Below are 22,598 nucleotides of genomic sequence, written 5' to 3'. Positions count from 1 at the left end.
ATGCTGAGCCGCTCGGCGTCGGCCCGCTGCTCGTCGATCGGCCGTGGGGCGTCCGCGGGGTCGAGTTCGGCACCGCCGTCGATCGCGAACACGGACGCCGTCGTGGCGTCTGCCGTCCGGTCGTCGTCGTAGCCGTCCTGCTCGGCACGGGCACTGCGGCCGCTGCCGTCACCGACGACGGGCGAGAGCCACTCCGCCTGTGCCCGAGCGCCCTGGATCGGCAGCGGGACCGGCGCGTCGGCGTCGGCTCCGCCGTGGTCCGTCACGGCATCCGTGTCGTCCGCCGTCGCCGGCCCAGCCGCGGATCGGCGACGGGACCGCGCACCGCGCGCACCGAACAGGTCGGTGACCGGTGCGAGGTCCTCGTCGCCGTCGTGGTCGGTCGTCACGCGCCCTTGCGCTCCGCGATCTTCGGCGCGATCGACTCGACGGGAGCCTCGACCGCCTCGGCCGACGCACCGCCGACACCGAGCTTGGCGAGGATCTTGCCCTCGATCTCAGCAGCGATCTCGGGGTTCTGGATCAGGAACGACCGCGAGTTCTCCTTGCCCTGCCCGAGCTGGTCGCCGTCGTACGTGTACCAGGCACCGGACTTCTTGACGATGCCGTGGTCGACGCCGAAGTCGAGCAACGAGCCCTCGCGCGAGATGCCCGTGCCGTACAGGATGTCGAACTCGGCCTGCTTGAAGGGCGGGGCCATCTTGTTCTTGACGACCTTGACGCGGGTGCGGTTGCCGACCGCGTCGGTGCCGCTCTTGAGCGTCTCGATGCGACGGATGTCGAGGCGGACCGACGCGTAGAACTTGAGCGCCTTACCGCCGGCGGTGGTCTCGGGGCTGCCGAAGAACACACCGATCTTCTCGCGCAGCTGGTTGATGAAGATCATCGTGGTCTGCGTCTGGTTCAGGCCACCGGCGAGCTTGCGGAGTGCCTGCGACATGAGGCGCGCCTGCAGACCGACGTGCGAGTCACCCATCTCGCCCTCGATCTCGGCGCGGGGCACGAGCGCGGCGACGGAGTCGATGACGACGAGGTCGATGGAGCCGGAACGGACGAGCATGTCGGCGATCTCGAGCGCCTGCTCACCGGTGTCCGGCTGGGAGACGAGCAGCGCGTCGATGTCGACGCCGAGCTTCTTCGCGTACTCGGGGTCGAGCGCGTGTTCCGCGTCGATGAAGGCCGCGATGCCGCCGGCGCGCTGGGCGTTGGCGATGGCGTGCAGCGTCAGGGTCGTCTTACCCGACGACTCCGGGCCGTAGATCTCGATGATGCGGCCACGCGGGAGCCCACCGATGCCGAGCGCGACGTCGAGGGCGACCGAACCGGTCGGGATGGTGGCGACGGGGGCGCGCTCGTCCGAGCCGAGGCGCATGACCGTGCCCTTGCCGAACTGACGGTCGATCTGGGCGAGAGCGGTCTCGAGGGCCTTCTCGCGGTCCTGGGGTGAGGGCATGGTGTGCTTCCTTCGTGCTCGGTGTCGGCCGCCTGTAGGCTGTCGCGTCCACCCGGCCGGTGGTGCAGGGCCGGTGCTTCAGCGACAAGGCTTCGGGCTGTTCCCGTTGACTCGAACCTAGGGCGGGCCACCGACATCACTGCCGACGACCGCGCGATCTGTGGACGAACTCTCCGGACAGCGCCGCTGTGGAGGAAGCTACCATCGATCGAACACCCGTTCGAGCAACACGCCGAACAGAGTTTCGGACGGAGACCGCGCGTCAGTCCCGCGGTTCCGCCAGCCCCTTGCCGTGCCGCTTCTCGAGCGGGACGTCCTGCGACTCGCACAGCGCCTCCCACACGCGGCGCGCATCGATGCCCGCGTCGAGCGCCTCGGCCGCGGAGCGTCCGCCGAGTTCCTCGAGCACCACGTCTCGACTGACGACGGCACCGTAGGCATCGCCGAACACCTGGTCGACGGCCCGCCAGAACTCACTCACACGCATCATCCCAGCGTAACCGCGCCGCCCCGCCGCCAGAGCACGGCCCCGGAACGCCGAACGCCCCCGCTGGCGGACCAGCGGGGGCGTTCGGGAAGCGGTGGCGTCAGCGCACCGCGAGGTCGTTGTCGAACTCGGCGACGAGGTCGTCCGGGAGCGTGTCGGGCACCGGGGTGAGCCCCTCCACCACCGCGAGACGGTCGCCGACCTCACGCATGATGGTCGAGATGGGGGTGTCCAGCGCGTCCGCGACGGACGCGAGGATCTCCGAGCTGGCTTCCTTCTGCCCACGCTCGACCTCGCTGAGGTACCCGAGAGCCACGCTGGCCTTGGACGCGACCTGACGGAGGGTCCGGCCCTTCTGCAAGCGGAAGTCCCGCAGAACGTCGCCGATTTCCTGACGAACGAGAACCATGAGAACTCCTCCTCTCTGTCGTCTCCGCGCCCGCTCGGTCCTGATGGCCGAGTTCGGGTTCAGCAACAGTAGCGTTGCCGGTTGCAGCATGCTAACCACGCCGGCTGCTCTACTGCTGGAGATTGCGTGAGATGTAACCCAGTGGAAACGGGACCTATTCCCGGGCCCGGATCGTGGACGACATCCGTGCCAGGAGTTCGGAGACGGTCGCCCAGCGGATTGCATCGCGGTCGCCGTCGAGGTGCAACTCGTACGCCTGGGCACCGTCGGCGTCCGCGATGCCGACGAAGACCGTCCCCACCGGCTGGCCGTCCTGCGGGTCGGGTCCGGCGACACCGGTCGTGCTGATGCCCCAGGTCGCGGGTGCTCCGTCAACCGCGAGTGCTGCTCGCACGCCCGAGGCCATCTGCCGAGCCACCTCGGGGTCGACCGCACCGTTGGACGCGAGCAGCGCCGACGAGACGCCGAGCACGGTGTGTTTCACGGGCGTCGCGTAGGCCACGACTCCCCCGCGCACCACGGCGCTGGCGCCCGGCACGCCGACGAGGGTCGCGACGACGAGTCCGCCGGTGAGCGACTCCGCCACGGCGACGGTGTCGCCCCGTTCGGTCAGGCGCGCGACGAGGTCGCGAGCGGCCGTCCGGACGTCGGGTCCGGTGTCGGGTCCTGGAGGCGCGGTGCCGGTGGCGTCGTCGGCCGGCGTCACGCGGTGGTCCGGTTGTGCTTCCACGCCTGGTACAGGTAGTCGATGCCGCTCAGGATGGTCGCCAGGAAGGCCGCGGCCATCAGGATGCCGTTCACCCAGTGCGCCCAGTCCCCCACGAGGTTCCACCACGGGAAGAGCGCGGCGGTCAACGCGACGGCCTGCAGCACGGTCTTGATCTTGCCGCCCCGGCTCGCCGGGATCACCCGGTCCGAGAGCACCGCGAACCGGAAGACCGTGATGCCGATCTCACGCACCATGATCAGCACGGTCACGTACCAGGGGAGCTCGCCGAGGATCGACAGCGCGACGAGGGCGCCGCCGATGAGGACCTTGTCGGCGATCGGGTCGACGAGCTTCCCGAAGTCCGTGACGAGGTTCTGCCGGCGGGCGATGATGCCGTCGGCGCTGTCCGTGACGATGGCGACCACGAACACGACGGCCGCCCAGATGCGCAGCGGCCCGTCGGTGCCGGCGTCCGTCAGGAGCAGCACGAAGAACAGCGGCGCCATGAGGATGCGCACGACCGTGATGATGTTCGCGACGTTCCCCGTCGACGCCGGGCCGGGGCCCTTGCGCAGGAGTCGTCCGCGCCACGGGAAGCGTGCGCCGTGCGTGGTCTCCGTGCTGTCCGAGGCGGTCATCGCACTCACTCCCTGCCCGTCAGTCCCCACGCGTCCTCATCGGGCTCGTCGTCTGCTTCATCGTACCCGCGCGTCATGTCCGCCACCGGGTCGGCACCGTAGCGGTCGCCGTCGTCGGTCGGGGCCGGCGCCGGCGCCGACGCCACGGGAGTGGGACCGGCGGCGGGGGCGGCCGGGGCAGCACCCGCTGGTGGCTCCTCGCCCCGGAGCTTCGCGAGCACGGCCGGCAGCTGGTCGGTCGTCACGAGGACGTCGCGCGCCTTCGAGCCCTCGGACGGCCCGACGATGTCGCGGGACTCCATGAGGTCCATCAGACGGCCGGCCTTGGCGAACCCGACACGGAGCTTGCGCTGGAGCATCGAGGTCGACCCGAACTGCGTCGACACGACCTGCTCGACCGCCGCGAGGAGCAGCTCGAGGTCGTCGCCGATGTCCGCGTCGATCTCCTTGCGCTCGACCACGGCCTGGACGTCCTGGCGGTACTCCGGACGGGCCTGGCGGGTGACGTGCTGGACGACCTCGGCGACCTCGCTCTCCTGCACCCAGGCACCCTGGACGCGGAGCGACTTCGACGACCCCATCGGCAGGAAGAGCGCGTCGCCCTGCCCGATGAGCTTGTCGGCGCCCGGCTGGTCGAGGATGACCCGGGAGTCGGTGACGCTGGTCACCGCGAAGGCGATCCGCGACGGCACGTTCGCCTTGATGAGCCCGGTGATGACGTCGACCGACGGACGCTGCGTCGCGAGCACCAGGTGGATGCCGGCGGCACGGGCGAGCTGGGTGATGCGGACGATCGACTCCTCGACGTCACGCGGTGCGACGAGCATGAGGTCGGCGAGCTCGTCGACGACGACGAGCAGGTACGGGTACGGCTTGAGCTTCCGCTCGCTGCCGGCCGGCAGGACGATCTCGTTGTTCGCGATCGCCTTGTTGAAGTCGTCGACGTGACGGAACCCGAACGACGCGAGGTCGTCGTACCGCATGTCCATCTCCTTCACGACCCACTGCAGCGCCTCGGCCGCCTTCTTCGGGTTCGTGATGATGGGCGTGATGAGGTGCGGGACGCCGGCGTAGATCGAGAGCTCGACGCGCTTCGGGTCGACGAGGACCATGCGGACCTCGGACGGCTTCGCGCGCATGAGCAGCGACGTGATCATCGAGTTGATGAACACCGACTTGCCGGACCCGGTGGAGCCGGCGACGAGCAGGTGCGGCATCTTCGCGAGGTTGGCCACGACGAAGCCGCCCTCGACGTCCTTGCCGACGCCGATCGTCATCGGGTGCTTGGACTTGCGAGCGGCGTTCGAGCGCAGGACGTCACCGAGGGAGACGGTCTCGCGGTCGGTGTTCGGGATCTCGACGCCGATCGCGCTCTTGCCCGGGATCGGCGACAAGATGCGGACCTCGTTCGAGGCGACCGCGTACGACAGGTTCTTCGACAGGGCGGTGACGCGCTCGACCTTCACGCCGGGGCCGAGCTCGATCTCGTACCGGGTCACCGTCGGCCCACGGGAGAACCCGGTGACCTTCGCGTCCACCTTGAACTCGGTGAGGACGCTCGTGATGGCGGCGACGATGTCGTCGTTCGCCTGGCTCCGGGCGACCGAGGGCGTGCCGGAGCTCAGCGTCGTGGCCGCGGGCAGCCGGTACGGCGCGGCCGGGTCCTCGTCGCCGGCGGTGACCGGGGGCAGCCCGTCCACGTCGTCGGCGGGGTCGACCATGACGTCGTCGGCCGGGAGCGACGGCGAGACCACCGGCGGCACCGAGGCGTCCGGACGGACGACCTCGGCCGGCGCGGGGCGTTCCGGCACCGGGGTCCCGAAGTCGCGCAGGGCCTGTTCGGCGATCTGCAGGTCCTGCTCGACCGAGTCGTTGAGGTTGACCGAACCGGGCTCGGCCGGCGTGTGGTCGACCAGACCGGCGGCGGCACCGGCGTTCGGGCCGGGTGCCGGCGCGGCTGCGGCGGCCGGGGGCACGGCCGACGTCGCACCGCTGATCACGGGGCTGTCGTACGCGGGGTCCTCTTCGCGACCGGACTTGTTCCGGCGCCACCAGGGGATGGTCCCGCCCTCGGCGTCGGACTCGGCGGCCTTGTCGTCCTCGAAGCCGAGGTCGTCGAACAGCTGGAAGTCGGTGTCGCCCTTCGCGCCGCGCTTCTTCGTCGGCTTGGTCCGTGCGGCGGGCGCCTCGGCGACGGGCTCGTCCGTCTCCGTCGCGGGGGCCGGCGCGCCGAACAGGTATGCGTAGAGCTCGTGCAGGCGCCGACCGATCTTGTTCGGCGGCGTCTTGGTGATGATGAAGAGCGAGAGCACGAGCAGCAGCACCGCGACCGGCACCGCGACCCACTCGGTGGCGACCGCGACGAGCCAGGCGATCACGACCCAGCCGATGACACCGCCGGCGGTCGCCAGCGCGGGCATGCCGTCCGAGGCGCTCGGCTGCCCGCCGAACACGTGGCAGAGCGCCGCGATGGACACGAGCAGCAGGCCGAGGCCGATCCCGATCCGGGTGTTGTCGTGCACGGACGCCGGGTGCCGGAAGAGCCATCCGGCGAAGACGACCATGATGACGGGCAACGCGAAGGCCAGTCGGCCGAACAGCCCGCCGAACGTGTACGCGTCGAGCGCCACCGAGACGGCGTTCGACGGGTTGAGCCACTCGACCACCGCGCCGGCGACGGCCAGCACGAAGAGCAGGAACGGGAACCCGTCGCGCCGCTGGTCCTTCTCGAGCGTCTCCGTGCCGAGCAGGCGGAAGACCGCGCCGACGCCGTGCGCCATCGCGAGCCAGAACGTCACGAGGGGGTTCTGTTCGCGGAAGACCGGGGTCGGTGCGGCCTGCGGCAGCTTCTTCGTCGTGGCCTGGGTGCGCGACGAGCCACGCGTCCCGCTTCCACGGGACGACGAGGACGCGCGCGAGCGCGTGGTCGACTTGGTGCCTCCGGCCATGGGCAGAACCCTAATCCCCCCTCAGGACAAACCGAGCGCGGCCCGCCGGTCAGCCGACAGGCCGGAACGTGCCAGGAGGCGCGGTGCACGTCCGTCAGGAACGTGCACCGCGCCTCCTGGACACGGCCACCGCGACCACCGCGACGTGCGCGGTGGTCGCGACGAGCGCTACGCCTCGATGACCACCGGCACGATCATCGGCCGACGACGGTGCTTCGTGTTCACCCATCGACCCACGGTCCGGCGGACGACCTGCCCGAAGGCGTGCCCGTCGCGCGTGCCGTTCGCGGCCGCCTCGGCGAGCGCCTTCGCGATCTGCGGACGGACGTCGTCGAAGACCGAGTCGTCCTCGGCGAAGCCGCGCGACTGGATCTCCGGGCCGACGACGCACTGGCCGGTGGTGAAGTCCACCGCGGCGAAGATCGAGATGAAGCCCTCTTCCGCGAGGACCCGGCGGTCCTTGAGGTCGGCGTCGGTGATCTCGCCCACGGTCGACCCGTCGACGTAGACGTACCCGATGTCGAGCTGGCCGGCGACCCGGACCTCGCCGTCCTTCAGGTCGACGACGATGCCGTCCTGGCCGAGGATGACGTTCCGCGGCGGCACACCGGTCTGGATCGCGAGGTCCGCGCTGGCGTACAGGTGGCGGTGCTCGCCGTGCACGGGCAGCACGTTCTTCGGCCGGAGGATGTTGTAGCAGTAGAGCAGTTCGCCGGCCGACGCGTGTCCGGAGACGTGCACCTTGGCGTTGCCCTTGTGCACGACCTTCGCACCGAGCTTGGTGAGCCCGTCGATGACGCGGTACACGGCGTTCTCGTTGCCCGGGATCAGCGACGAGGCGAGGATGACGGTGTCGCCCTCGCCGATCTCGATCTGGTGCTCGAGGTTGGCCATGCGCGCGAGCACGGCCATCGGCTCGCCCTGCGACCCGGTCGACATGTAGACGATCTGGTCGTCGGGGACGTTCTTCGCCTTCTTCGTGTCGATGAGCACGTTCTCGGGCACCCGGAGGTAGCCGAGGTCGGCGGCGATCGTCATGTTGCGGATCATCGAGCGGCCCATGAACGCGACCTTGCGGTTCGCGGCGGCAGCGGCGTCGAGGACCTGCTGCACGCGGTGCACCTGCGACGAGAAGCTCGCCACGACGACCTTCTTGCGGGCGCGCGTGATGATGTTCTCGAGCACGGGTCCGATGTCGCGCTCGGGTGCGGTGAAGCCCGGCACGTCGGCGTTGGTCGAGTCCGGCAGGAACAGGTCGACGCCCTGCTCCCCCAGGCGTGCGAAGGCACGGAGGTCGGTGATGCGGTCGTCCAGCGGGAGCTGGTCCATCTTGAAGTCGCCCGTGTGCAGGACACGACCGGCGGGGGTCGTGATCGCGACGGCGAGGGCGTCCGGGATGGAGTGGTTGACGGCCACGAACTCGAGGTGGAACGGGCCGAGCTGCTCGGTCTGGTCCTCGGCCACGACGAGCGTGTACGGCTTGATCCGGTGTTCCTTGAGCTTCGCCTCGACGAGGGCCAGTGTCAGCGTGGAGCCGATCAGCGGGATGTCGTCGCGGAGCTTCAGCAGGTACGGGACGGCACCGATGTGGTCCTCGTGGCCGTGCGTGAGCACGACGCCGAGGACGTCGTCGAGGCGGTCCCGGATCGGCGCGAAGTCCGGCAGGATCAGGTCGACCCCGGGCTGGTGCTCCTCGGGGAAGAGCACGCCGGCGTCGACGATGAGCAGCTTGCCCTCGTACTCGTACACGGTCATGTTGCGACCGATCTCGCCGAGTCCCCCGACGGGGATGACGCGGAGGGTGCCGGCTTCGAGCGGCTGCGGTTCGGAGATCTGTGTGGGCATTCGGTCCTACGGATTCGGGCGACGCGCGTCCTGCGCGCCGCGTGTTCGCTAGCGGGTGGTGCCTGGCACCTTCGGAAGAGCACCGCCGGCCGCTGCGTTGCGGTCGGGGCGGAAGTTGGAGAAGTCGGCGCCCGGGATGTCCCGGACGGCTTCGAGCGAGGTCTCGATGGCGTACGCCTCGGAGTCCTCGGGGCCGACGAGCGGCAGCCGGACGCGCGGGCTGCCGATGCGGCCGAGCCCGTGCAGGATGTACTTCGCCGCCACGGTACCCGGCACGTGCGTCATCACGGCGCGGACGAGGGGTTCGACGCGCTTGTGCTCGGCGGTCGCGGTGGCCAGGTCGCCCCGGTTCACGGCGTCGACGATGGTGCGGTACGGCGTCGACGTGATGTTCGCCGTGACGCCGATGAGCCCCGTCGCGCCGATCGACAGGTGCGGGAGCACGTTCGTGTCGTCGCCCGAGAAGTACATGAGGTCGGTGTTGTTGAGCACCCGGGACACCTCGGCGAAGTCGCCCTTGGCGTCCTTCACCGCGAGGATGTTCGGGTGGTGCGAGGCCCGCACGATCGTCTCGTACGTGATCGGGATGCCCGTGCGACCGGGGATGTCGTACAGGATCACCGGCAGGTCGGTCGCGTCGGCGATCATCCGGAAGTGGGTGAGCACACCGGACTGGGTCGGCTTGTTGTAGTACGGCGTGACGATCATCACACCGTCGGCGCCGGCCTTCTCGCTCTGCTTGTAGAGGTGGATCGCGTGTGCGGTCTCGTTCGACCCGCCACCCGTGATGATCTTCGCGCGGCCCGCGGCGACGGACTTGCCGACCTCGACCAGCCGGAGCTTCTCGGGGTCGGTCAGCGTGCTCGTCTCACCGGTCGTGCCGGTGACCACGATGCCGTCGGCGCCGGCGGTGATGCAGTCATCGATGTGCTGCTCGACGCCGGGCCAGTCGACCTCGCCGTCGGCCGTGAACGGGGTCACGAGGGCGACGAGGACCTGACCGAAGGGATTCTCACGCGGGGACACGGGCACCAGCGTACCGGGGATGCGCGCGAGGGCTGCCGTCCGCGTGGACGGTGCGGCCCAGGAGGCGCGGCTCGACCCCGCCCCGCGCGCTGCGGCCGCGCGGTGCGTGGCCGTCCGGCGCTGGCGCGGCGCGGCCGCTGCGTCCGCCGCGTTCGCACAACGGAAGTCACGGGGAACCGCGGAAAGGCGCGACGTGTCTTTGGTTGTGCGCCGCCCGCCGCGGCGGCGCACGCCGCGGCGGCGGCGCCCGCGGCTACGCGCGCCGGCGCCACTCGAGGAAGCGGTAGCGCGTCCCGTCGACGCGCGACTCCTGCCACGGCCCCTCGTCGACGAGCGACCATCCGGCCACCCCGGCGAGCGTCGGCGCCACGGTGTCCCCCGGCACCTCGGCGTCGATCACCGTCTCGGAGACCCGGTCGGCGAAGGGCACCCCCGCCGCGTACACCTGCCCGCCGCCCATGATCCACACGGGCTCGTCGGTGTCCAGCGCGGTCGCCAGGTCGTGCACGACCTCGGCCCCGTCGGCCGTCCACGAGGCGTCACGCGTCAGCACGACGTTCCGCCGCCCGGGCAGCGGCCGGAAGCGCTCCGGCAACGACTCCCACGTGCGGCGCCCCATCACGACGGTCGCGTCGCCGGTGACCTGCCGGAAGTGCGCGAGGTCCTCCGGCACGTGCCACGGCATCCCGCCGTCGGCCCCGATCACGCCGTTCGTCGACCGCGCCCAGACCATCCCGACGCCACGGACGGGTTCGGTCCACGATGACGACATCAGACGGCGACCGCGGCCGGGATCGCCGGGTGGTGGTGGTAGCCGACGACCGTGAAGTCCTCGTACTCGTAGTCGTCGATCGAGTCGCGCGGCGCGAGCTCGAGTGTGGGGAGCGCGTACGCGGTCCGGGACAGCTGCTCCTCCACCTGCTCGACGTGGTTGTCGTAGACGTGGCAGTCGCCGCCGGTCCACACGAACTCGCCGACCTCGAGCCCGGTCTGCGCCGCGATCATGTGGGTGAGCAGCGCGTACGAGGCGATGTTGAACGGGACGCCGAGGAACATGTCCGCGCTCCGCTGGTAGAGCTGGCACGAGAGCTTGCCGTCGTTCACGTAGAACTGGAAGAACGCGTGGCACGGGGCGAGCGCCATCTCGGGGATGTCGGCGACGTTCCACGCCGAGACGATCAGGCGGCGGCTGTCCGGGTTCGTCGTGATCTGCTCGATGACCTGGGCGATCTGGTCGACGTGCTCCCCCGACGGCGTCGGCCACGAGCGCCACTGCACGCCGTACACCGGGCCGAGGTCGCCGTTCTCGTCCGCCCACTCGTTCCAGATCCGGACGCCGTGCTCCTGCAGCCAGCGGGCGTTGCCGTCGCCGCGCAGGAACCAGAGCAGCTCGTAGGCGACGGACTTGAAGTGCACCCGCTTCGTCGTGACGAGCGGGAAGCCCTTCGACAGGTCGTACCGGAGCTGTGCGCCGAACAGGCTGCGGGTCCCCGTCCCGGTGCGGTCGCCCTTCGGAGTCCCTTCGGTGAGGACACGCCGCAGCAGGTCCTCGTAGGGGGTCGCGACGGTGGGGTCGGGCTGCACGGTCTCGCTGTCGGTCACGACCACGAGCCTACGACGAGCCGGAGACATCCACGGGCAGTTGAGTAGCGTGAGCGACATGACGACAGCGCCGCTCTCGATCCTGCTCGCCGGTGCGTCCGGCTTCATCGGTACGCCCCTCGTCCACGCCCTGCGCGAGGCCGGGCACCACGTCACCACCCTCGTCCGACGCGAGCCGCGCACGGCGAGCGAGTTCCGCTGGTCCCCGGGCACCCGGAAGCTCGACCCGGCGATCCTCGACGGCGCCGACGTCGTGATCAACCTCGCCGGCGCGAACATCGGCAAGCTCCCCTGGACCGAGACCTACAAGCGGGAGATCCTGCAGTCGCGGGTGTCCGCCACCGAGACCCTCGTCGAGGCCATGCGCCACGCGACGAACCCGCCGCCGCTGTTCCTCTCGGGCTCGGCCTCGGGGGTCTACGGCGACCGCCCCGCCGACGTCCTGCAGGACGACGCGGCCGCCGGCACCGGCTTCCTCGCCGAGGTCTGCACCGCGTGGGAGGCCGCCGCGAACGCCGCTCCCGAGGGCGTCCGCGTCGTGACGCTCCGCACCGGCATCGTCGTCGGGAAGGGCGGCGGCGCGCTCGCACCGCTCGTCCCGCTCACGAAGACCGGGCTCGGCGGCCGTCTCGGCACCGGTGGGCAGCACTGGCCGTGGATCGCCCTCGAGGACGAGGTGGGCGCGATCGTGCACCTCGCGACGAGCCCCGAGGCCTCGGACGTCGTCGGGCCGGTGAACCTCGCCGGCCCCGAGGCCGCCGTCGCCGACCGCATCACCAAGCGCGTCGCCGAGGACCTGCACCGGCCCTATCTCTTCCGGATCCCGGAGTTCGCGCTCCGGCTGCTCCTGCAGCAGGCGGCCGACGAGATGCTCCTGTCGAGCCAGCAGATGGTGCCGACGAAGCTGCTCGAGTCCGGCTACGCGTTCCGGTACCAGCGCGCCGAGGACGCGGTCGACGCCGCGTTCTGACGCGACCGGCTGTGGGCCCGGAGGCGCGGTGCGGGCCCGCACCGCGCCTCCTGTCAGGACGTGCGTGCCCTGGTGAGCGCTTCGCGCATCGCGGCCCGCGCCCGCTTGCGATCACCCGCGGCGTCGTAGACGACGCCGAGCCGGTACCACCCGCGCCAGTCGGCCGGGTCGGACTCGACGGCGGCCTTGTACTCGGGGAAGAGCTCGTCGGCGGCCTCGCGCGTGGGACGCCCCGAGGGACGGACCGGGACGACGTCCGCGGGAGCGCCGCCCTCCTGCTCGAGCCGGGCGCCGAGCCGCGTGATGCGCAGCCCGAAGCGGAACTCGAGCACGAGCAGCAGCGCACCGATCGCCGCGACGACGAAGAGCGCGACGCCGATGCCGATGCCGATCGGGATGCCCGTCGCGATGAACGCCACGGCACGCTGCCCGACGAGCACGATGTACAGCGCCAGCAGCACCGCCATGAGCGCCGCGCCCCAGAAGGGCGAACGGAGGGACCGGGTCAGGCGCACGACGGTCAGCCGATGCCGAGGACGCTGCCGAAACCGACCGTGAGGCCGCGCATCGACCCCACGGCGGACAGGGCCGCACGGATGCCGGCCACGTAGGCGACGTCGTCGTTCGTGTCGTGCCGGATGGTCAGGGTCTCGCCGGGGCCACTCAGCACCACGTCCTGCACGGCCTTGACGCCCGGCAGACGGAGCGAGTGGATCGGGACGCTCGCGACCTGCTGCCCCCGCGCGCGCTGGTCGACGTGGGGGGCGTCGACCGGACCGACCTCACGCCGGGCGTCGGCGATGAGCTCGGCCGTGCGGACCGCGGTGCCCGACGGGGAGTCGATCTTGCCGGCGTGGTGCGTCTCGACGATCTCGACCGAGGGGAACCACGGAGCGGCGATCGTCGCCAGGTGGGTGCCGAGCACGGACCCGATCGAGAAGTTCGGGACCACGAAGACGCCCTGCTCCGGACGCGACTCGAGCCCGGCGCGGAGCGTCGCGAGTCGGTCGCCGGACCACCCGGACGTGCCGACGAGCACGTTCGCGCCGCTCACGAGGGCGTTGTCGACGATCGCGGGGCTGAGCGCCGGGACGGTCACGTCCACCACGATCGCCGCGCCGCCGAACACGTCGGGACCGGCCTCGTGCGCGCCGTCCTTCGAGGACAGGCTCGCGACGAGCTCGAAGTCGGGCAGTTCCTCGACCACGGCGGCCACGAGGCCCCCGAGACGACCGGTGGCGCCGACGACGGCGACGGGAGTGACCATGTCCACCATCCTAGGATCGACGCATGACGCTCGAGGTCAGGACCGTGCCGGCAGACATCCCCGAGGTCGACGCCCTGCTCGACGCGTACCTCGACGAGCGCGAGGCCACGTTCCCGAGCGCGCAGGGGTCGTACTCGCGGAAGCGCACCCCGGCGGCCGAGTTCACGCCGCCGGTCGGCACCTTCGTCGTCGCGTACGACGGAGGTCGCGCGGTCGGGTGCGGCGGCCTCCGCCGGATCCCCGACGACGGCGACGACGTCCGGTTCGAGGTGAAGCACGTCTTCGTGACCCCGGAGGGACGAGGACGCGGTGTGGCGACGGCGGTCATGGACGCGCTCGAGGCACGCGGTGTCGAGCTCGGCGCGACGGCGATCGTGCTGGACACGAACGACTCCCTCGTCGCCGCCGGTGCGATGTACCGCGGTCGGGGCTACGAGCGGGTACCCGCGTTCAACGAGAACCCGAACGCGACCGCCTGGTACCGCAAGCCGGTGCGCTGAGGCGATCCGCGCCTCCGCTCCGAACGGCAGGGCATGGTCCTGCTCCTCCGTGCCCTCGACTCCCGACCCGCCTGCCGTTCCTCTCGATCTCGCTCGTCCGCGTCGCGCTCGGGCTCTTCTTCGCCGCGTCCGGGTGGAACAAGACCGTGACCGCTCCGGGTCGCGCGGCGATGGCGGAGACGATCCGCTCGATCGGCGCGCCGGTGCCCGACGTCACGGCCGCCGTGGTCGCGGGCTGCGAGCTCGTCTTCGGCCTGCTGCTCGCCGTCGGCCTCGTGACGCGGGCGGCTGCGGCCGTCCTCGGCGTGATCAGCATGGTCGCGCTCACGACCGTGGCGGTCCACCAGCTCGAGCCGGCGGACGCGGTGACCTGGTTCAGCGACCTGCTCTACCTGCCCGAGGTGCTGTACCTGCTCCTCGCGGTGGTGCTGGTCGCGCTCGGCGGTGGGCCGTTCGGACTGGACCGGGTGTTCCGAGCGCGGGTCGCCGCACTCCGGGCGCGCGGGGCCCGTCAGACGGGCTGACCGACCGGCAGGCCCGTCCTGAGTTCGACGGGCAGGTGCGCCAGGTCGTTGAGCGCGACGACCTCGGCCGGCTTGGCCGAGCGGATCCGGATGATCGTCAACGCCGTGTGCGCCACGTTCGTCCCCATCCAGCGCCACTCCGGCGCCTGGAACGCCTCGCGCACGAACCAGCCGATGACGGCGTTGTGCGTGATGAGGAGGTCGTGCCGGTCCTCGCGGGCAGGGGTGAACCACTCCGCCACCGCATCGCCCATCTGGGCCTGCCCGGCGACGATCTCTTCTTCCGTGATGCCGCCGTACCACCCCTGGTAGGCGTGCGGCATGTCCGGCGTCGGACCCGACGGGATGCAGTCGAAGAGCAGGGTCGACGGCTCGGGCTCGATCGCCGGGAGCCGCTGCGACAGGAACGACGCGGTCTCGCTCGGCGCTTCGAGCGGCGAGTGGTAGACGCCGTCGAACGGCACGCCGCCGAGACGGTCCGCGACGAGCATCGCCTGCCGCTTGCCGCGCTCGGACAGCTTGCCGTCCCGCAGCCCGTGTTCGGCGTCCTGGTGTTCTCCGTGCCGGACGAGGTAGAGGTAGTGCGACATGTCGGTGCTCAACCGCCGATCCCGATCGCGGCCGCGAGCTCGTCCTGCTGCACCGCCCCGACCACCGAGGTGATCGTGGGCCGGGTCAGGAGGTCGCGGGCCAGCTCGAGGACGTCGTCGGTGGTGACCCGGTCCACGCGCTCGAGCGCGGTGGCCAGGTCGGTGAACTCCCCCGTGCCGAGCTCGGACCGGCCGAGTCGGGTCATCCGGGCGTCGGAGTCCTCGAGCGAGAGCGTCAGCGCCCCCTCGATCTGCCCCTTCGCGCGACGGAGCTCGTCGCTGGTGATGCCGTCGTCGACCATCCGGCGGAACTCCGCGTCGACGATCTCGACGACCCCGGCGACGTTGTCGGGGGCACACCCGGCGTAGACGCCGAACGCACCGTTGTCGAGGTAGGCGGGCGCGAAGGAACTCACCGCGTAGGCGAGTCCGCGGCGCTCGCGCACCTCTTGGAAGAGTCGGGAACTCATGCCACCGCCGAGCACGGCGTTGAGCACGCTGAGGACCGGGCGCCGTTCGTCGCGGAGGTCGAGGCCCTGCGACCCGCGGAGCATCGAGACCTGTTCGGTCGGACGGTGCACGACCGAGAGCTTGGGGATCGCCGGGTCCGCCACCGGCTGCGGGGTCCGCCGTGCCAGCGGAGCAGCGTTCGGGGCGCCCTGGAACACGGTCTCGACGAGCTCGCAGAAGCGGTCGTGGTCGATCGCCCCGGCTGCGGTGACGACGATGCCGTTCGGCGCGTAGTGCTCGCGGTAGTGGGCGAGGACCTCGTCCCGCTGCACGGCGCGGATGCTCTCCGGCGTGCCGCCGATCGGCCGGCCGAGGGCGTGCCCGTCGAAGGCCGCGGCGAAGAACGCCTCGCCGGCGACGTCGGCCGGGTCGTCCGCCGCCATCGCCAGCTCTTCGAGGATGACCCCGCGCTCGATGTCGAACGCCGCGTCGTCGAGGACGGAGCCGGTGACCATGTCCCCGATGACCGAGACGGCCATCGGGACGTCGGCGTCCCGCACCCGTGCGTAGTAGCAGGTGTACTCCTTGGCGGTCGCGGCGTTGTGCTCGCCACCGACGGAGTCGAACGAGATCGCGATGTCGAGGGCCGACCGGGTCCGGGTCCCCTTGAACAACAGGTGTTCGAGGAAGTGCGTCGAGCCGTACTGGCCGTCGCGTTCGTCGCGGGAGCCGACCCCGACCCAGAAGCCGAGGCTCGTCGAACTCGCTCCGGGCATGGCCTCGGTCAGGACCCGCACGCCGGACGGGAGGACGGTTCGGCGGACGAAGGCGCCCCCGGACGTCAGGAACGACGTGTCCGGGGCCTCGAGCGGCAACGGCACTGGGTGGTTCATCGCAGACGAGCCTACTGACCCCGGAGCGCGCTCCATCCAGTTTCCACAGCCGCGCACCGTGTCACTCGAAGTGGGGTACAGAGAAGGAGGATAGAAAGACTCGTCTGTCTGTCCTCCTTGTGATACTGTTCTTCTACCGGATCGGAAGCCCCCCCTATATTCCGATCCGGTGGCTCGGGACATCAGTCCTCACGCGGCACGAGTCCCCCCGCTCCGCCGCGGAGCCGATGAGCCCAAGGAGAGCCACGCTGTGACGGTCGATTCCCCCCAACCGACCGTCCAGCGTCTCCCTGGCCCGAGCACGAACCTCGCGTCGCCGGACGGGTCGAGCGTCCCCCCGGCTCCCCGTTCCGGCGGCGCGAAGGTCCGGATCCTCGAGACCGCCACGCGGCTCTTCTACGAAGAGGGCATCCACGGCGTCGGCGTCGACCGTCTCATCTCCGAGGCGAGCGTCACGAAGGCGACGTTCTACAAGCACTACGGGTCGAAGGACAACCTGATCCTGGCCTACATCCGGACGCAGCACGAGCGCGTGCAGCAGCGGATGGAACAGCTCATCGCCGAAGCCGGCTCGCCCGAGGCGGCCGTCCGGGCCTGGGTCACGGCCCTCGCCGACGAAGTCAACGACCCCGAGTTCCGCGGCTGCGCGTTCCTCAACGCCGCCGCCGAGTACCACGACCCGCGCGACCCCGTGCGCGAGGTCGTCGCGATGCACCGCGACTGGTACACCGAGCGACTGGCCGACCTGCTGCAGGAGTCCGGCCACACCCTGCCGGGCGACGGTGCGGACGAGCTCATGCTCGCGCGCGACGGCGCCATGTCCGGCGCGTACGCCGGTGACGCGATCGCGGCGACGGCGGCGCTCGGCCGCGTCGTCGAGCGCGTGCTCGCCGCCTGACGACGTACGTCGCGTCGACGAACTCGACCGCCTGTCGGCCTGGAGGCACGGGTCGGCCCCGCACCGCGCCTCCCGTCCGCCGGTGGGCACCGAGCGACATCCGAGCACGCGGGTGTTGTCTGGGGGCATGGCCAACGACCCCAACTGGAACCTCCCCGAGGTCCCGTCCTTCACCCTGACCAGCCCCGACTTCACCGACGGCGGCGTGCTCCCGACGTCCGCCCGCGGCACCGACGCCGGCGGCGAGGACCGCTCCCCCGCGCTCGAGTGGTCGGGCGCTCCGGAGGGCACGCAGAGCTTCGTGCTCACGGTGTACGACCCCGATGCCCCGACGGGGTCCGGGTTCTGGCACTGGAGCCTCACGGACATCCCGGCGTCGGCGACCTCGTTGCCGGCCGGTGCCGGGACCGACGACGCGCTGCTCCCCGCCGAGGCGCTGCGCCGCCGCAACGAGTTCGGGACGGACACGTTCCTCGGCGCGGCACCGCCCGCCGGGCACGGGCCGCACCGGTACTTCTTCACGCTGAGCGCGCTCGACGTGCCCGTCCTCGAGGCGCCCGCGGACGCGACGCCCGCGGTGGTCGGCTTCGTGCTCCGCGAGCACCTGCTCGGCCGCGCGCAGCTCGTCGGCACGCAGGAGACCCCCGCGGCGTAGTCCCGCAACGGCGAACGGCCGCCGCCCCGGAAGGGACGGCGGCCGTTCGTGCGTCAGGACGCGGGAGGGATCAGCCCTCGGCCGGGGCCTCGGCGTGGGACTCGTGTCCCTTGCCGCCCTCGGTGTCCACCTCGTCGGCGACGACCGGCGCGAGCGACAGCTTGCCGCGGTCGTCCACCTTGGTGACCTCGACCAGGATCTTCTGGCCGACGCCGAGGACGTCCTCGACGTTCTCCACACGCTTGCCACCGGCGAGCTTGCGCACCTCGGAGACGTGGAGCAGACCGTCGCGGCCCGGGAGCAGCGACACGAACGCACCGAACGTGGCGATCTTGACGACCGTGCCGAGGAACTGGTCCCCGATCTCCGGGTTCGTCGGGTTCGCGATCGCGTTGACCTGGGCGCGAGCGGCCTCGGCCGACGGACCGTCGACGGCGCCGATGTACACGGTGCCGTCGTCCTCGATCGAGATGTCGGCGCCGGTCTCGTCCTGGATGCCGTTGATCGTCTTGCCCTTCGGGCCGATCAGCTCGCCGATCTTGTCGACGGGGATCTGCACCGAGATGACACGAGGAGCGGTGTCCGCCATCTCGTCGGGGGCGTCGATGGCCTCGTTCAGCACACCGAGGATGGCCGAGCGGGCCTCCTTGGCCTGCTTGAGCGCGGCGTCGAGGACGGACGAGGGGATGCCGTCGAGCTTCGTGTCCAGCTGGATGGCCGTGACGAAGTCCGAGGTGCCGGCGACCTTGAAGTCCATGTCGCCGAGCGCGTCCTCGGCACCGAGGATGTCGGTCAGCGCCGCGTAGCGGGTCTGACCGTCGACGGTGTCGGAGACGAGGCCCATCGCGATGCCCGCGACCGGGGCCTTGAGGGGCACACCGGCGTTGAGCAGCGACAGGGTCGAGGCGCAGACGGAACCCATCGACGTCGAACCGTTGGAGCCGAGGGCCTCGGACACCTGACGGATGGCGTAGGGGAACTCCTCGCGCGACGGCAGCACCGGCACGAGGGCGCGCTCGGCGAGGAAGCCGTGCCCGATCTCGCGACGCTTCGGCGAACCGACACGACCGGTCTCACCCGTCGAGTACGGCGGGAAGTTGTAGTGGTGCAGGTAGCGCTTCTTCGTGACGGGCGACAGCGAGTCGATCTGCTGCTCCATCTTGAGCATGTTCAGCGTGGTGACGCCCAGGATCTGGGTCTCGCCGCGCTGGAAGATGGCCGAACCGTGGACGCGCGGGATCACGGCGACCTCGGCGTCGAGCGGACGGATGTCGGCGAGGCCGCGACCGTCCATGCGGACCTGCTCGGTCAGGATCCGGCCGCGGACGACCTTCTTCGTGACCGACTTGTAGGCACCGCTGACCTGGCCGTTGGCGCTCTCGGGGAGCTCGCCGGCGGTCACCTTGGCGGCGATGGCCTCCTTGACGCGGGCCTTCAGGGCGTCGTCGGCGTCCTGACGCTCGAGCTTGCCGGCGATCTTGTAGACGTCGCCGAGCTCGGACAGCGCGATGGCCTCGACCGCGTCGTAGACCTCGGGGGCGTACGGCGGGAAGACCGGGTAGTCCTGGATCTCCTTGGCCGACTGGGCGGCCATCTTAGCCTGCGCCTCGACGAGCTGCTTGAGGAACGGCTTCGCCGCCTCGAGCCCCTGCGCGACGACGGCCTCGTCGGGCTTGGTCGCGCCGCCCTGGATGAGGTCCCAGCTGTGCTCGGTGGCCTCGGCCTCGACCATCATGATGGCGACGTCCTCGTTGCCGGCCTCGTCCGTGACGACACGTCCAGCGACGGTGAGGTCGAAGACGGCCTCGGCGAGCTGCGACGCCTTCGGGAACGCGACCCACTGGTCACCGATGAGCGCGAGGCGCACACCGGCGATCGGGCCGGAGAACGGCAGACCGGAGATCTGCGTCGACGCGGACGCGGCGTTGATCGCGAGCGCGTCGTAGAACTCGTCCGGAGCGATGCTCAGGACGGTGATGACGATCTGGACCTCGTTGCGGAGGCCGTCGACGAACGACGGGCGCAGCGGCCGGTCGATGAGGCGGCAGACGAGGATCGCCTCGGTGCTGGGACGGCCTTCACGACGGAAGAACGAACCGGGGATCTTGCCGGCGGCGTACGAGCGCTCCTCGACGTCGACGGTCAGCGGGAAGAAGTCGAACCCTTCACGCGGGTGCTTGCCGGCGCTGGTGGCCGAGAGGAGCATGGTGTCCTCGTCGAGGTACGCGGCGACCGCGCCCTGCGCCTGCTGTGCGAGCCGACCGGTCTCGAACCGGACGGTGCGCTTGCCGTACTTGCCGTTGTCGAGAACGGCCTCGGCGAACTTGATCTCGGGACCCTCCAAAAGGGTGCCTCCTTGATGTGTTCGGCAGGCTGGGGCCACGGCACCCGATGGTGCGTGCGCGCCGAAGGGATCGGGACGCATGTCTGGCCAGCAGTAGAAGCACTCGGGAAACCGTCCGGCCCGCGAGCCACCACCGATGACCAGCTCCGTGCCCGGCCTGCGCAGTGTTTGTCGTAACGCCCGGGGAAACGGTCCCTGGACGTGATGGACTTTACCAGTCCTCAGGGATTCGGCGGCGAGGCTCACGGCGAACCGGAGTGTCCTCGCTAGCCTGCTGCCATGCGCCTCACCCCCTCCCGGGGCTGGTTCGTCGCGGCCGCAGTGGTCGTCGGCGCGCTCGTCGCCCCCGTCGTCACCGCTGTCCCGGCGAACGCGACGGAGTACCCGAGCTGGCAGGACGTCGAGCACGCGAAGGGCAACGAGCAGACCAAGAAGGCCGAGGTCGCCAAGGTCCAGGCGGCGCTGGAGTCCGCCCAGCAGGCCGCAGCCGTGAAGTCGCAGGCCGCGCTCGTGGCGTCCCAGCGTGCGGACGCGGCCGAGTCGGCACTGGCGTCGGCCACCCAGGCCGCGACGAGCCTCCAGACCCAGGCGGACCAGGCGGCGCGGACCGCGGACCGCGCCCAGCAGCGCGCCGGCCAGCTCGCCGCGAACCTGTACCGCGACGGCAGCTCGAGCCAGATGACGACGCGCATCGCGACGGCGAAGGACCCCTCCCAGCTGCTGTACCAGCTCGGCGCGCTCGACCAGCTGTCGTCGACGTGGGCCGGCGTGATGGACGACGCCTCGGTCGCCGCCAAGACCGCGTCCTCGCTGCACGACCAGGCCACCCGTGCCGAGGACGAACGCGCCGACCTGGCCGACGCCGCCGAGACGAAGGCGAGCGCGGCGAAGGACGCCGAGGCCGCCGCCGACGCCGCGGTCGACGACACGCAGCAGCACAGCGACGAGCTGTACGCCCAGCTGGCGTCGCTCAAGGACACCACCGCGAAGACCGAGCAGCGCTACCAGCTCGGCGTGCAGGTCGCGGCGCAGAAGGCCGAACAGCAGCGGAAGCGCGAGGAGGCGGCCGCGGCAGCAGCAGCCGACGCGGCACCGAGCACGGCCGTCCCGTCGACGAGCGGCGGCGGTTCGTCCTACCCGAGCACGGGCGGCGTCGTGGTCGACCCGGCGGGTGCCCAGGCCTACGCCCGCAGCGCCATCGGGTCGTACGGGTGGGGGTCGGACCAGTTCTCGTGCCTGGTGTCCCTGTGGACGCAGGAGTCCGGCTGGCGCGCGAACGCCCTGAACGTCTCGAGCGGTGCGTACGGCATCCCCCAGTCGCTGCCGGCGGAGAAGATGTCCGTCGCCGGCGCGGACTGGCGGACGAACGCGGCGACCCAGATCAACTGGGGCCTCGCCTACATCCACGACGCCTACGGCTCGCCGTGCGGGGCGTGGAACCACGAGATGAGCGTCAACCCGCACTGGTACTGATCAGCCGTCGTCGGCGGGCCAGCCCCCGATCCGGACGACGGTGCCGTCCGCAGCGACCAGCCGTGCCGCGCGACCGCTCCGCCGGAGCATCTCGGTGGCACCCTGTCCGCGGACGACCGCGGCGGTCGTCATCGTGTTCGCCGTGACGCACGACGGCGCGACGACGGTCACCGTGCGCCAGACCGGTTCGGCCGGCAGCCCCCACCGCGGGTCGAGGATGTGGTGCCGGGCGTGGCCGTCCTGCTCCCACCGGCGCTTCTGGGTGCTCGAGGTCGCGACGGACCAGCCGGACGTGATCCGCACGTGGTCGGCGGGGTCGTCGTCGAGGTCCTGCACCCGGACCTGCCAGCCGCCGGACGGGTCGGGCCCGGCGGTCGCGACGTCCCCGCCGAGCGAGACGAGCGCGCCGATGCCGAGGCGGGCGGTGATGCTCGCCGCGGCCATGTCGGCAGCGGCGGCCTTCGCGGTGGCACCGAGGTCGAGCGTGACGCCCTCGGGCACGCGCAGGAAGGTGCCGGACAGCAGGACCCGCTGCCACGCCGGGCGGCCGTCGAGCGCTCGGGCCACGGCCTCCGGTGTCGGCACGGGTGGGGCGTCGGCGAACGCGGCGTCGTAGCCCAGCGACGCCATGCGGGCGCCCAGGGTCGGGTCGACGTCGCCGTCGGAGGCACGTGCGGCGTCGAGCGCCTGGTGCACGAGTGCGGCGAGGAGCGGGGAGACCTCGGCGCCGCGCACCAGGTCGGCGGCGCGGGCGACGAGCTCGGAGTCGCTGCGGAAGCGGCTGCACGCCGCGTCGACGGCGGCGGTGACCTCGACGACGCACGCCCGTGCGGCGGCGAGGTGGCGGCGGTCACTGTGGTCGAGGACGACACGGGCCGTGGTGGTCCAGAGGTCCCACTCGGCTGCGGCACGCACGG

22 protein-coding genes are annotated in these 22,598 nt (G+C 71.2%); 6 read left to right on the top strand and 16 right to left on the bottom strand.

Features of this window, described 5'->3' with window-relative positions; all coding sequences use genetic code 11:
- Positions 1 to 385 precede the first annotated feature (385 nt).
- From recA to QE359_RS10380, 10 genes are all read right to left on the bottom strand, one after another.
- A complete protein-coding gene (recA, locus tag QE359_RS10425) occupies positions 386 to 1,453 on the bottom strand; it encodes a recombinase RecA (protein ID WP_070416506.1) in 1,068 nt (355 codons plus the stop codon).
- A gap of 262 nt (positions 1,454 to 1,715) precedes the next feature.
- Complete coding sequence (locus QE359_RS10420; protein WP_022907383.1) at positions 1,716 to 1,940, bottom strand: DUF3046 domain-containing protein; 225 nt, start codon at positions 1,938 to 1,940, stop codon at positions 1,716 to 1,718.
- 100 nt (positions 1,941 to 2,040) lie between these two features.
- On the bottom strand, positions 2,041 to 2,349 hold the full coding sequence (locus QE359_RS10415; RefSeq protein ID WP_058742950.1) for a helix-turn-helix domain-containing protein: 309 nt from the start codon (positions 2,347 to 2,349) through the stop codon (positions 2,041 to 2,043).
- Positions 2,350 to 2,503: 154 nt separating this feature from the next.
- Complete coding sequence (locus QE359_RS10410) at positions 2,504 to 3,079, bottom strand: CinA family protein (RefSeq protein WP_309779086.1); 576 nt, start codon at positions 3,077 to 3,079, stop codon at positions 2,504 to 2,506.
- On the bottom strand, positions 3,052 to 3,705 hold the full coding sequence (gene pgsA, locus QE359_RS10405) for a CDP-diacylglycerol--glycerol-3-phosphate 3-phosphatidyltransferase (RefSeq protein ID WP_309779085.1): 654 nt from the start codon (positions 3,703 to 3,705) through the stop codon (positions 3,052 to 3,054). Before pgsA ends, QE359_RS10410 begins: the two co-directional genes overlap by 28 nt.
- Positions 3,702 to 6,644 (bottom strand): DNA translocase FtsK, encoded by a 2,943-nt coding sequence (locus tag QE359_RS10400; RefSeq protein WP_309779084.1) that lies wholly within the window; start codon positions 6,642 to 6,644, stop codon positions 3,702 to 3,704. Before QE359_RS10400 ends, pgsA begins: the two co-directional genes overlap by 4 nt.
- Positions 6,645 to 6,812: 168 nt before the next feature.
- Positions 6,813 to 8,489, bottom strand: a complete 1,677-nt coding sequence (locus QE359_RS10395) for a ribonuclease J (RefSeq protein ID WP_309779083.1) — start codon at positions 8,487 to 8,489, stop codon at positions 6,813 to 6,815.
- 48 nt (positions 8,490 to 8,537) lie between these two features.
- On the bottom strand, positions 8,538 to 9,515 hold the full coding sequence (dapA, locus tag QE359_RS10390; protein ID WP_071295500.1) for a 4-hydroxy-tetrahydrodipicolinate synthase: 978 nt from the start codon (positions 9,513 to 9,515) through the stop codon (positions 8,538 to 8,540).
- A 253-nt stretch (positions 9,516 to 9,768) separates the two neighbouring features.
- Positions 9,769 to 10,287 carry a dihydrofolate reductase gene (locus tag QE359_RS10385; protein WP_309779082.1) on the bottom strand — a complete coding sequence of 173 codons (519 nt, stop codon included), beginning with the start codon at positions 10,285 to 10,287 and terminating at the stop codon, positions 9,769 to 9,771.
- Positions 10,287 to 11,117 (bottom strand): thymidylate synthase, encoded by an 831-nt coding sequence (locus tag QE359_RS10380; RefSeq protein WP_309779081.1) that lies wholly within the window; start codon positions 11,115 to 11,117, stop codon positions 10,287 to 10,289. The genes QE359_RS10385 and QE359_RS10380 overlap by 1 nt, the downstream gene beginning before the upstream one ends.
- A gap of 58 nt (positions 11,118 to 11,175) precedes the next feature.
- On the opposite strand from QE359_RS10380, the gene QE359_RS10375 reads away from it, so the two are divergent.
- Positions 11,176 to 12,087: a TIGR01777 family oxidoreductase gene (locus QE359_RS10375; protein WP_309779080.1), complete on the top strand. Its 912-nt coding sequence runs from the start codon at positions 11,176 to 11,178 to the stop codon at positions 12,085 to 12,087.
- 53 nt (positions 12,088 to 12,140) lie between these two features.
- Here the strand turns inward: QE359_RS10375 and QE359_RS10370 are convergent, their stop codons facing one another.
- On the bottom strand, positions 12,141 to 12,602 hold the full coding sequence (locus QE359_RS10370) for a tetratricopeptide repeat protein (protein ID WP_396127728.1): 462 nt from the start codon (positions 12,600 to 12,602) through the stop codon (positions 12,141 to 12,143).
- 5 nt (positions 12,603 to 12,607) lie between these two features.
- Complete coding sequence (locus QE359_RS10365) at positions 12,608 to 13,354, bottom strand: dihydrodipicolinate reductase C-terminal domain-containing protein (RefSeq protein ID WP_309779079.1); 747 nt, start codon at positions 13,352 to 13,354, stop codon at positions 12,608 to 12,610.
- A 23-nt stretch (positions 13,355 to 13,377) separates the two neighbouring features.
- Here QE359_RS10365 and QE359_RS10360 point away from each other — a divergent pair, with 23 nt between their 5' ends.
- Together QE359_RS10360 and QE359_RS10355 are read left to right on the top strand one after the other, a co-directional pair.
- Positions 13,378 to 13,854, top strand: coding sequence for a GNAT family N-acetyltransferase (locus QE359_RS10360; protein WP_309779078.1), 477 nt, complete (start codon positions 13,378 to 13,380; stop codon positions 13,852 to 13,854).
- Positions 13,830 to 14,378, top strand: coding sequence for a DoxX family protein (locus QE359_RS10355; protein WP_309780419.1), 549 nt, complete (start codon positions 13,830 to 13,832; stop codon positions 14,376 to 14,378). Before QE359_RS10360 ends, QE359_RS10355 begins: the two co-directional genes overlap by 25 nt.
- Here the strand turns inward: QE359_RS10355 and QE359_RS10350 are convergent.
- Complete coding sequence (locus QE359_RS10350; RefSeq protein ID WP_070419134.1) at positions 14,366 to 14,968, bottom strand: histidine phosphatase family protein; 603 nt, start codon at positions 14,966 to 14,968, stop codon at positions 14,366 to 14,368. The genes QE359_RS10355 and QE359_RS10350 overlap by 13 nt on opposite strands.
- Positions 14,969 to 14,976: 8 nt before the next feature.
- Entirely contained in the window at positions 14,977 to 16,311 is a 1,335-nt protein-coding gene (locus QE359_RS10345; RefSeq protein ID WP_309779077.1) for a pitrilysin family protein, read from the bottom strand.
- 250 nt (positions 16,312 to 16,561) lie between these two features.
- Between QE359_RS10345 and QE359_RS10340 the strand changes: the two genes are divergently transcribed.
- The gene (locus QE359_RS10340; protein ID WP_309779076.1) at positions 16,562 to 17,209 is read left to right on the top strand and encodes a TetR/AcrR family transcriptional regulator; all 648 of its coding nucleotides are present in this window, start codon (positions 16,562 to 16,564) and stop codon (positions 17,207 to 17,209) included.
- A 127-nt stretch (positions 17,210 to 17,336) separates the two neighbouring features.
- Positions 17,337 to 17,864 (top strand): YbhB/YbcL family Raf kinase inhibitor-like protein, encoded by a 528-nt coding sequence (locus tag QE359_RS10335; protein ID WP_309779075.1) that lies wholly within the window; start codon positions 17,337 to 17,339, stop codon positions 17,862 to 17,864.
- A 70-nt stretch (positions 17,865 to 17,934) separates the two neighbouring features.
- Here QE359_RS10335 and QE359_RS10330 read toward each other — a convergent pair whose 3' ends face one another.
- Positions 17,935 to 20,208: a polyribonucleotide nucleotidyltransferase gene (locus QE359_RS10330; protein WP_071295422.1), complete on the bottom strand. Its 2,274-nt coding sequence runs from the start codon at positions 20,206 to 20,208 to the stop codon at positions 17,935 to 17,937.
- A gap of 279 nt (positions 20,209 to 20,487) precedes the next feature.
- Between QE359_RS10330 and QE359_RS10325 the strand changes: the two genes are divergently transcribed.
- On the top strand, positions 20,488 to 21,681 hold the full coding sequence (locus QE359_RS10325; RefSeq protein ID WP_309779074.1) for a hypothetical protein: 1,194 nt from the start codon (positions 20,488 to 20,490) through the stop codon (positions 21,679 to 21,681).
- On the opposite strand, the gene QE359_RS10320 is transcribed toward QE359_RS10325, so the two are convergent.
- Positions 21,682 to 22,596: an FAD:protein FMN transferase gene (locus tag QE359_RS10320; protein ID WP_309779073.1), complete on the bottom strand. Its 915-nt coding sequence runs from the start codon at positions 22,594 to 22,596 to the stop codon at positions 21,682 to 21,684. It lies immediately after the preceding gene.
- Positions 22,597 to 22,598 lie beyond the last annotated feature (2 nt).

It is taken from the genome of Curtobacterium sp. SORGH_AS_0776 (assembly GCF_031453355.1).
GTDB lineage: Bacteria > Actinomycetota > Actinomycetes > Actinomycetales > Microbacteriaceae > Curtobacterium.
This window is presented reverse-complemented; position numbering and strand designations above follow the sequence as displayed.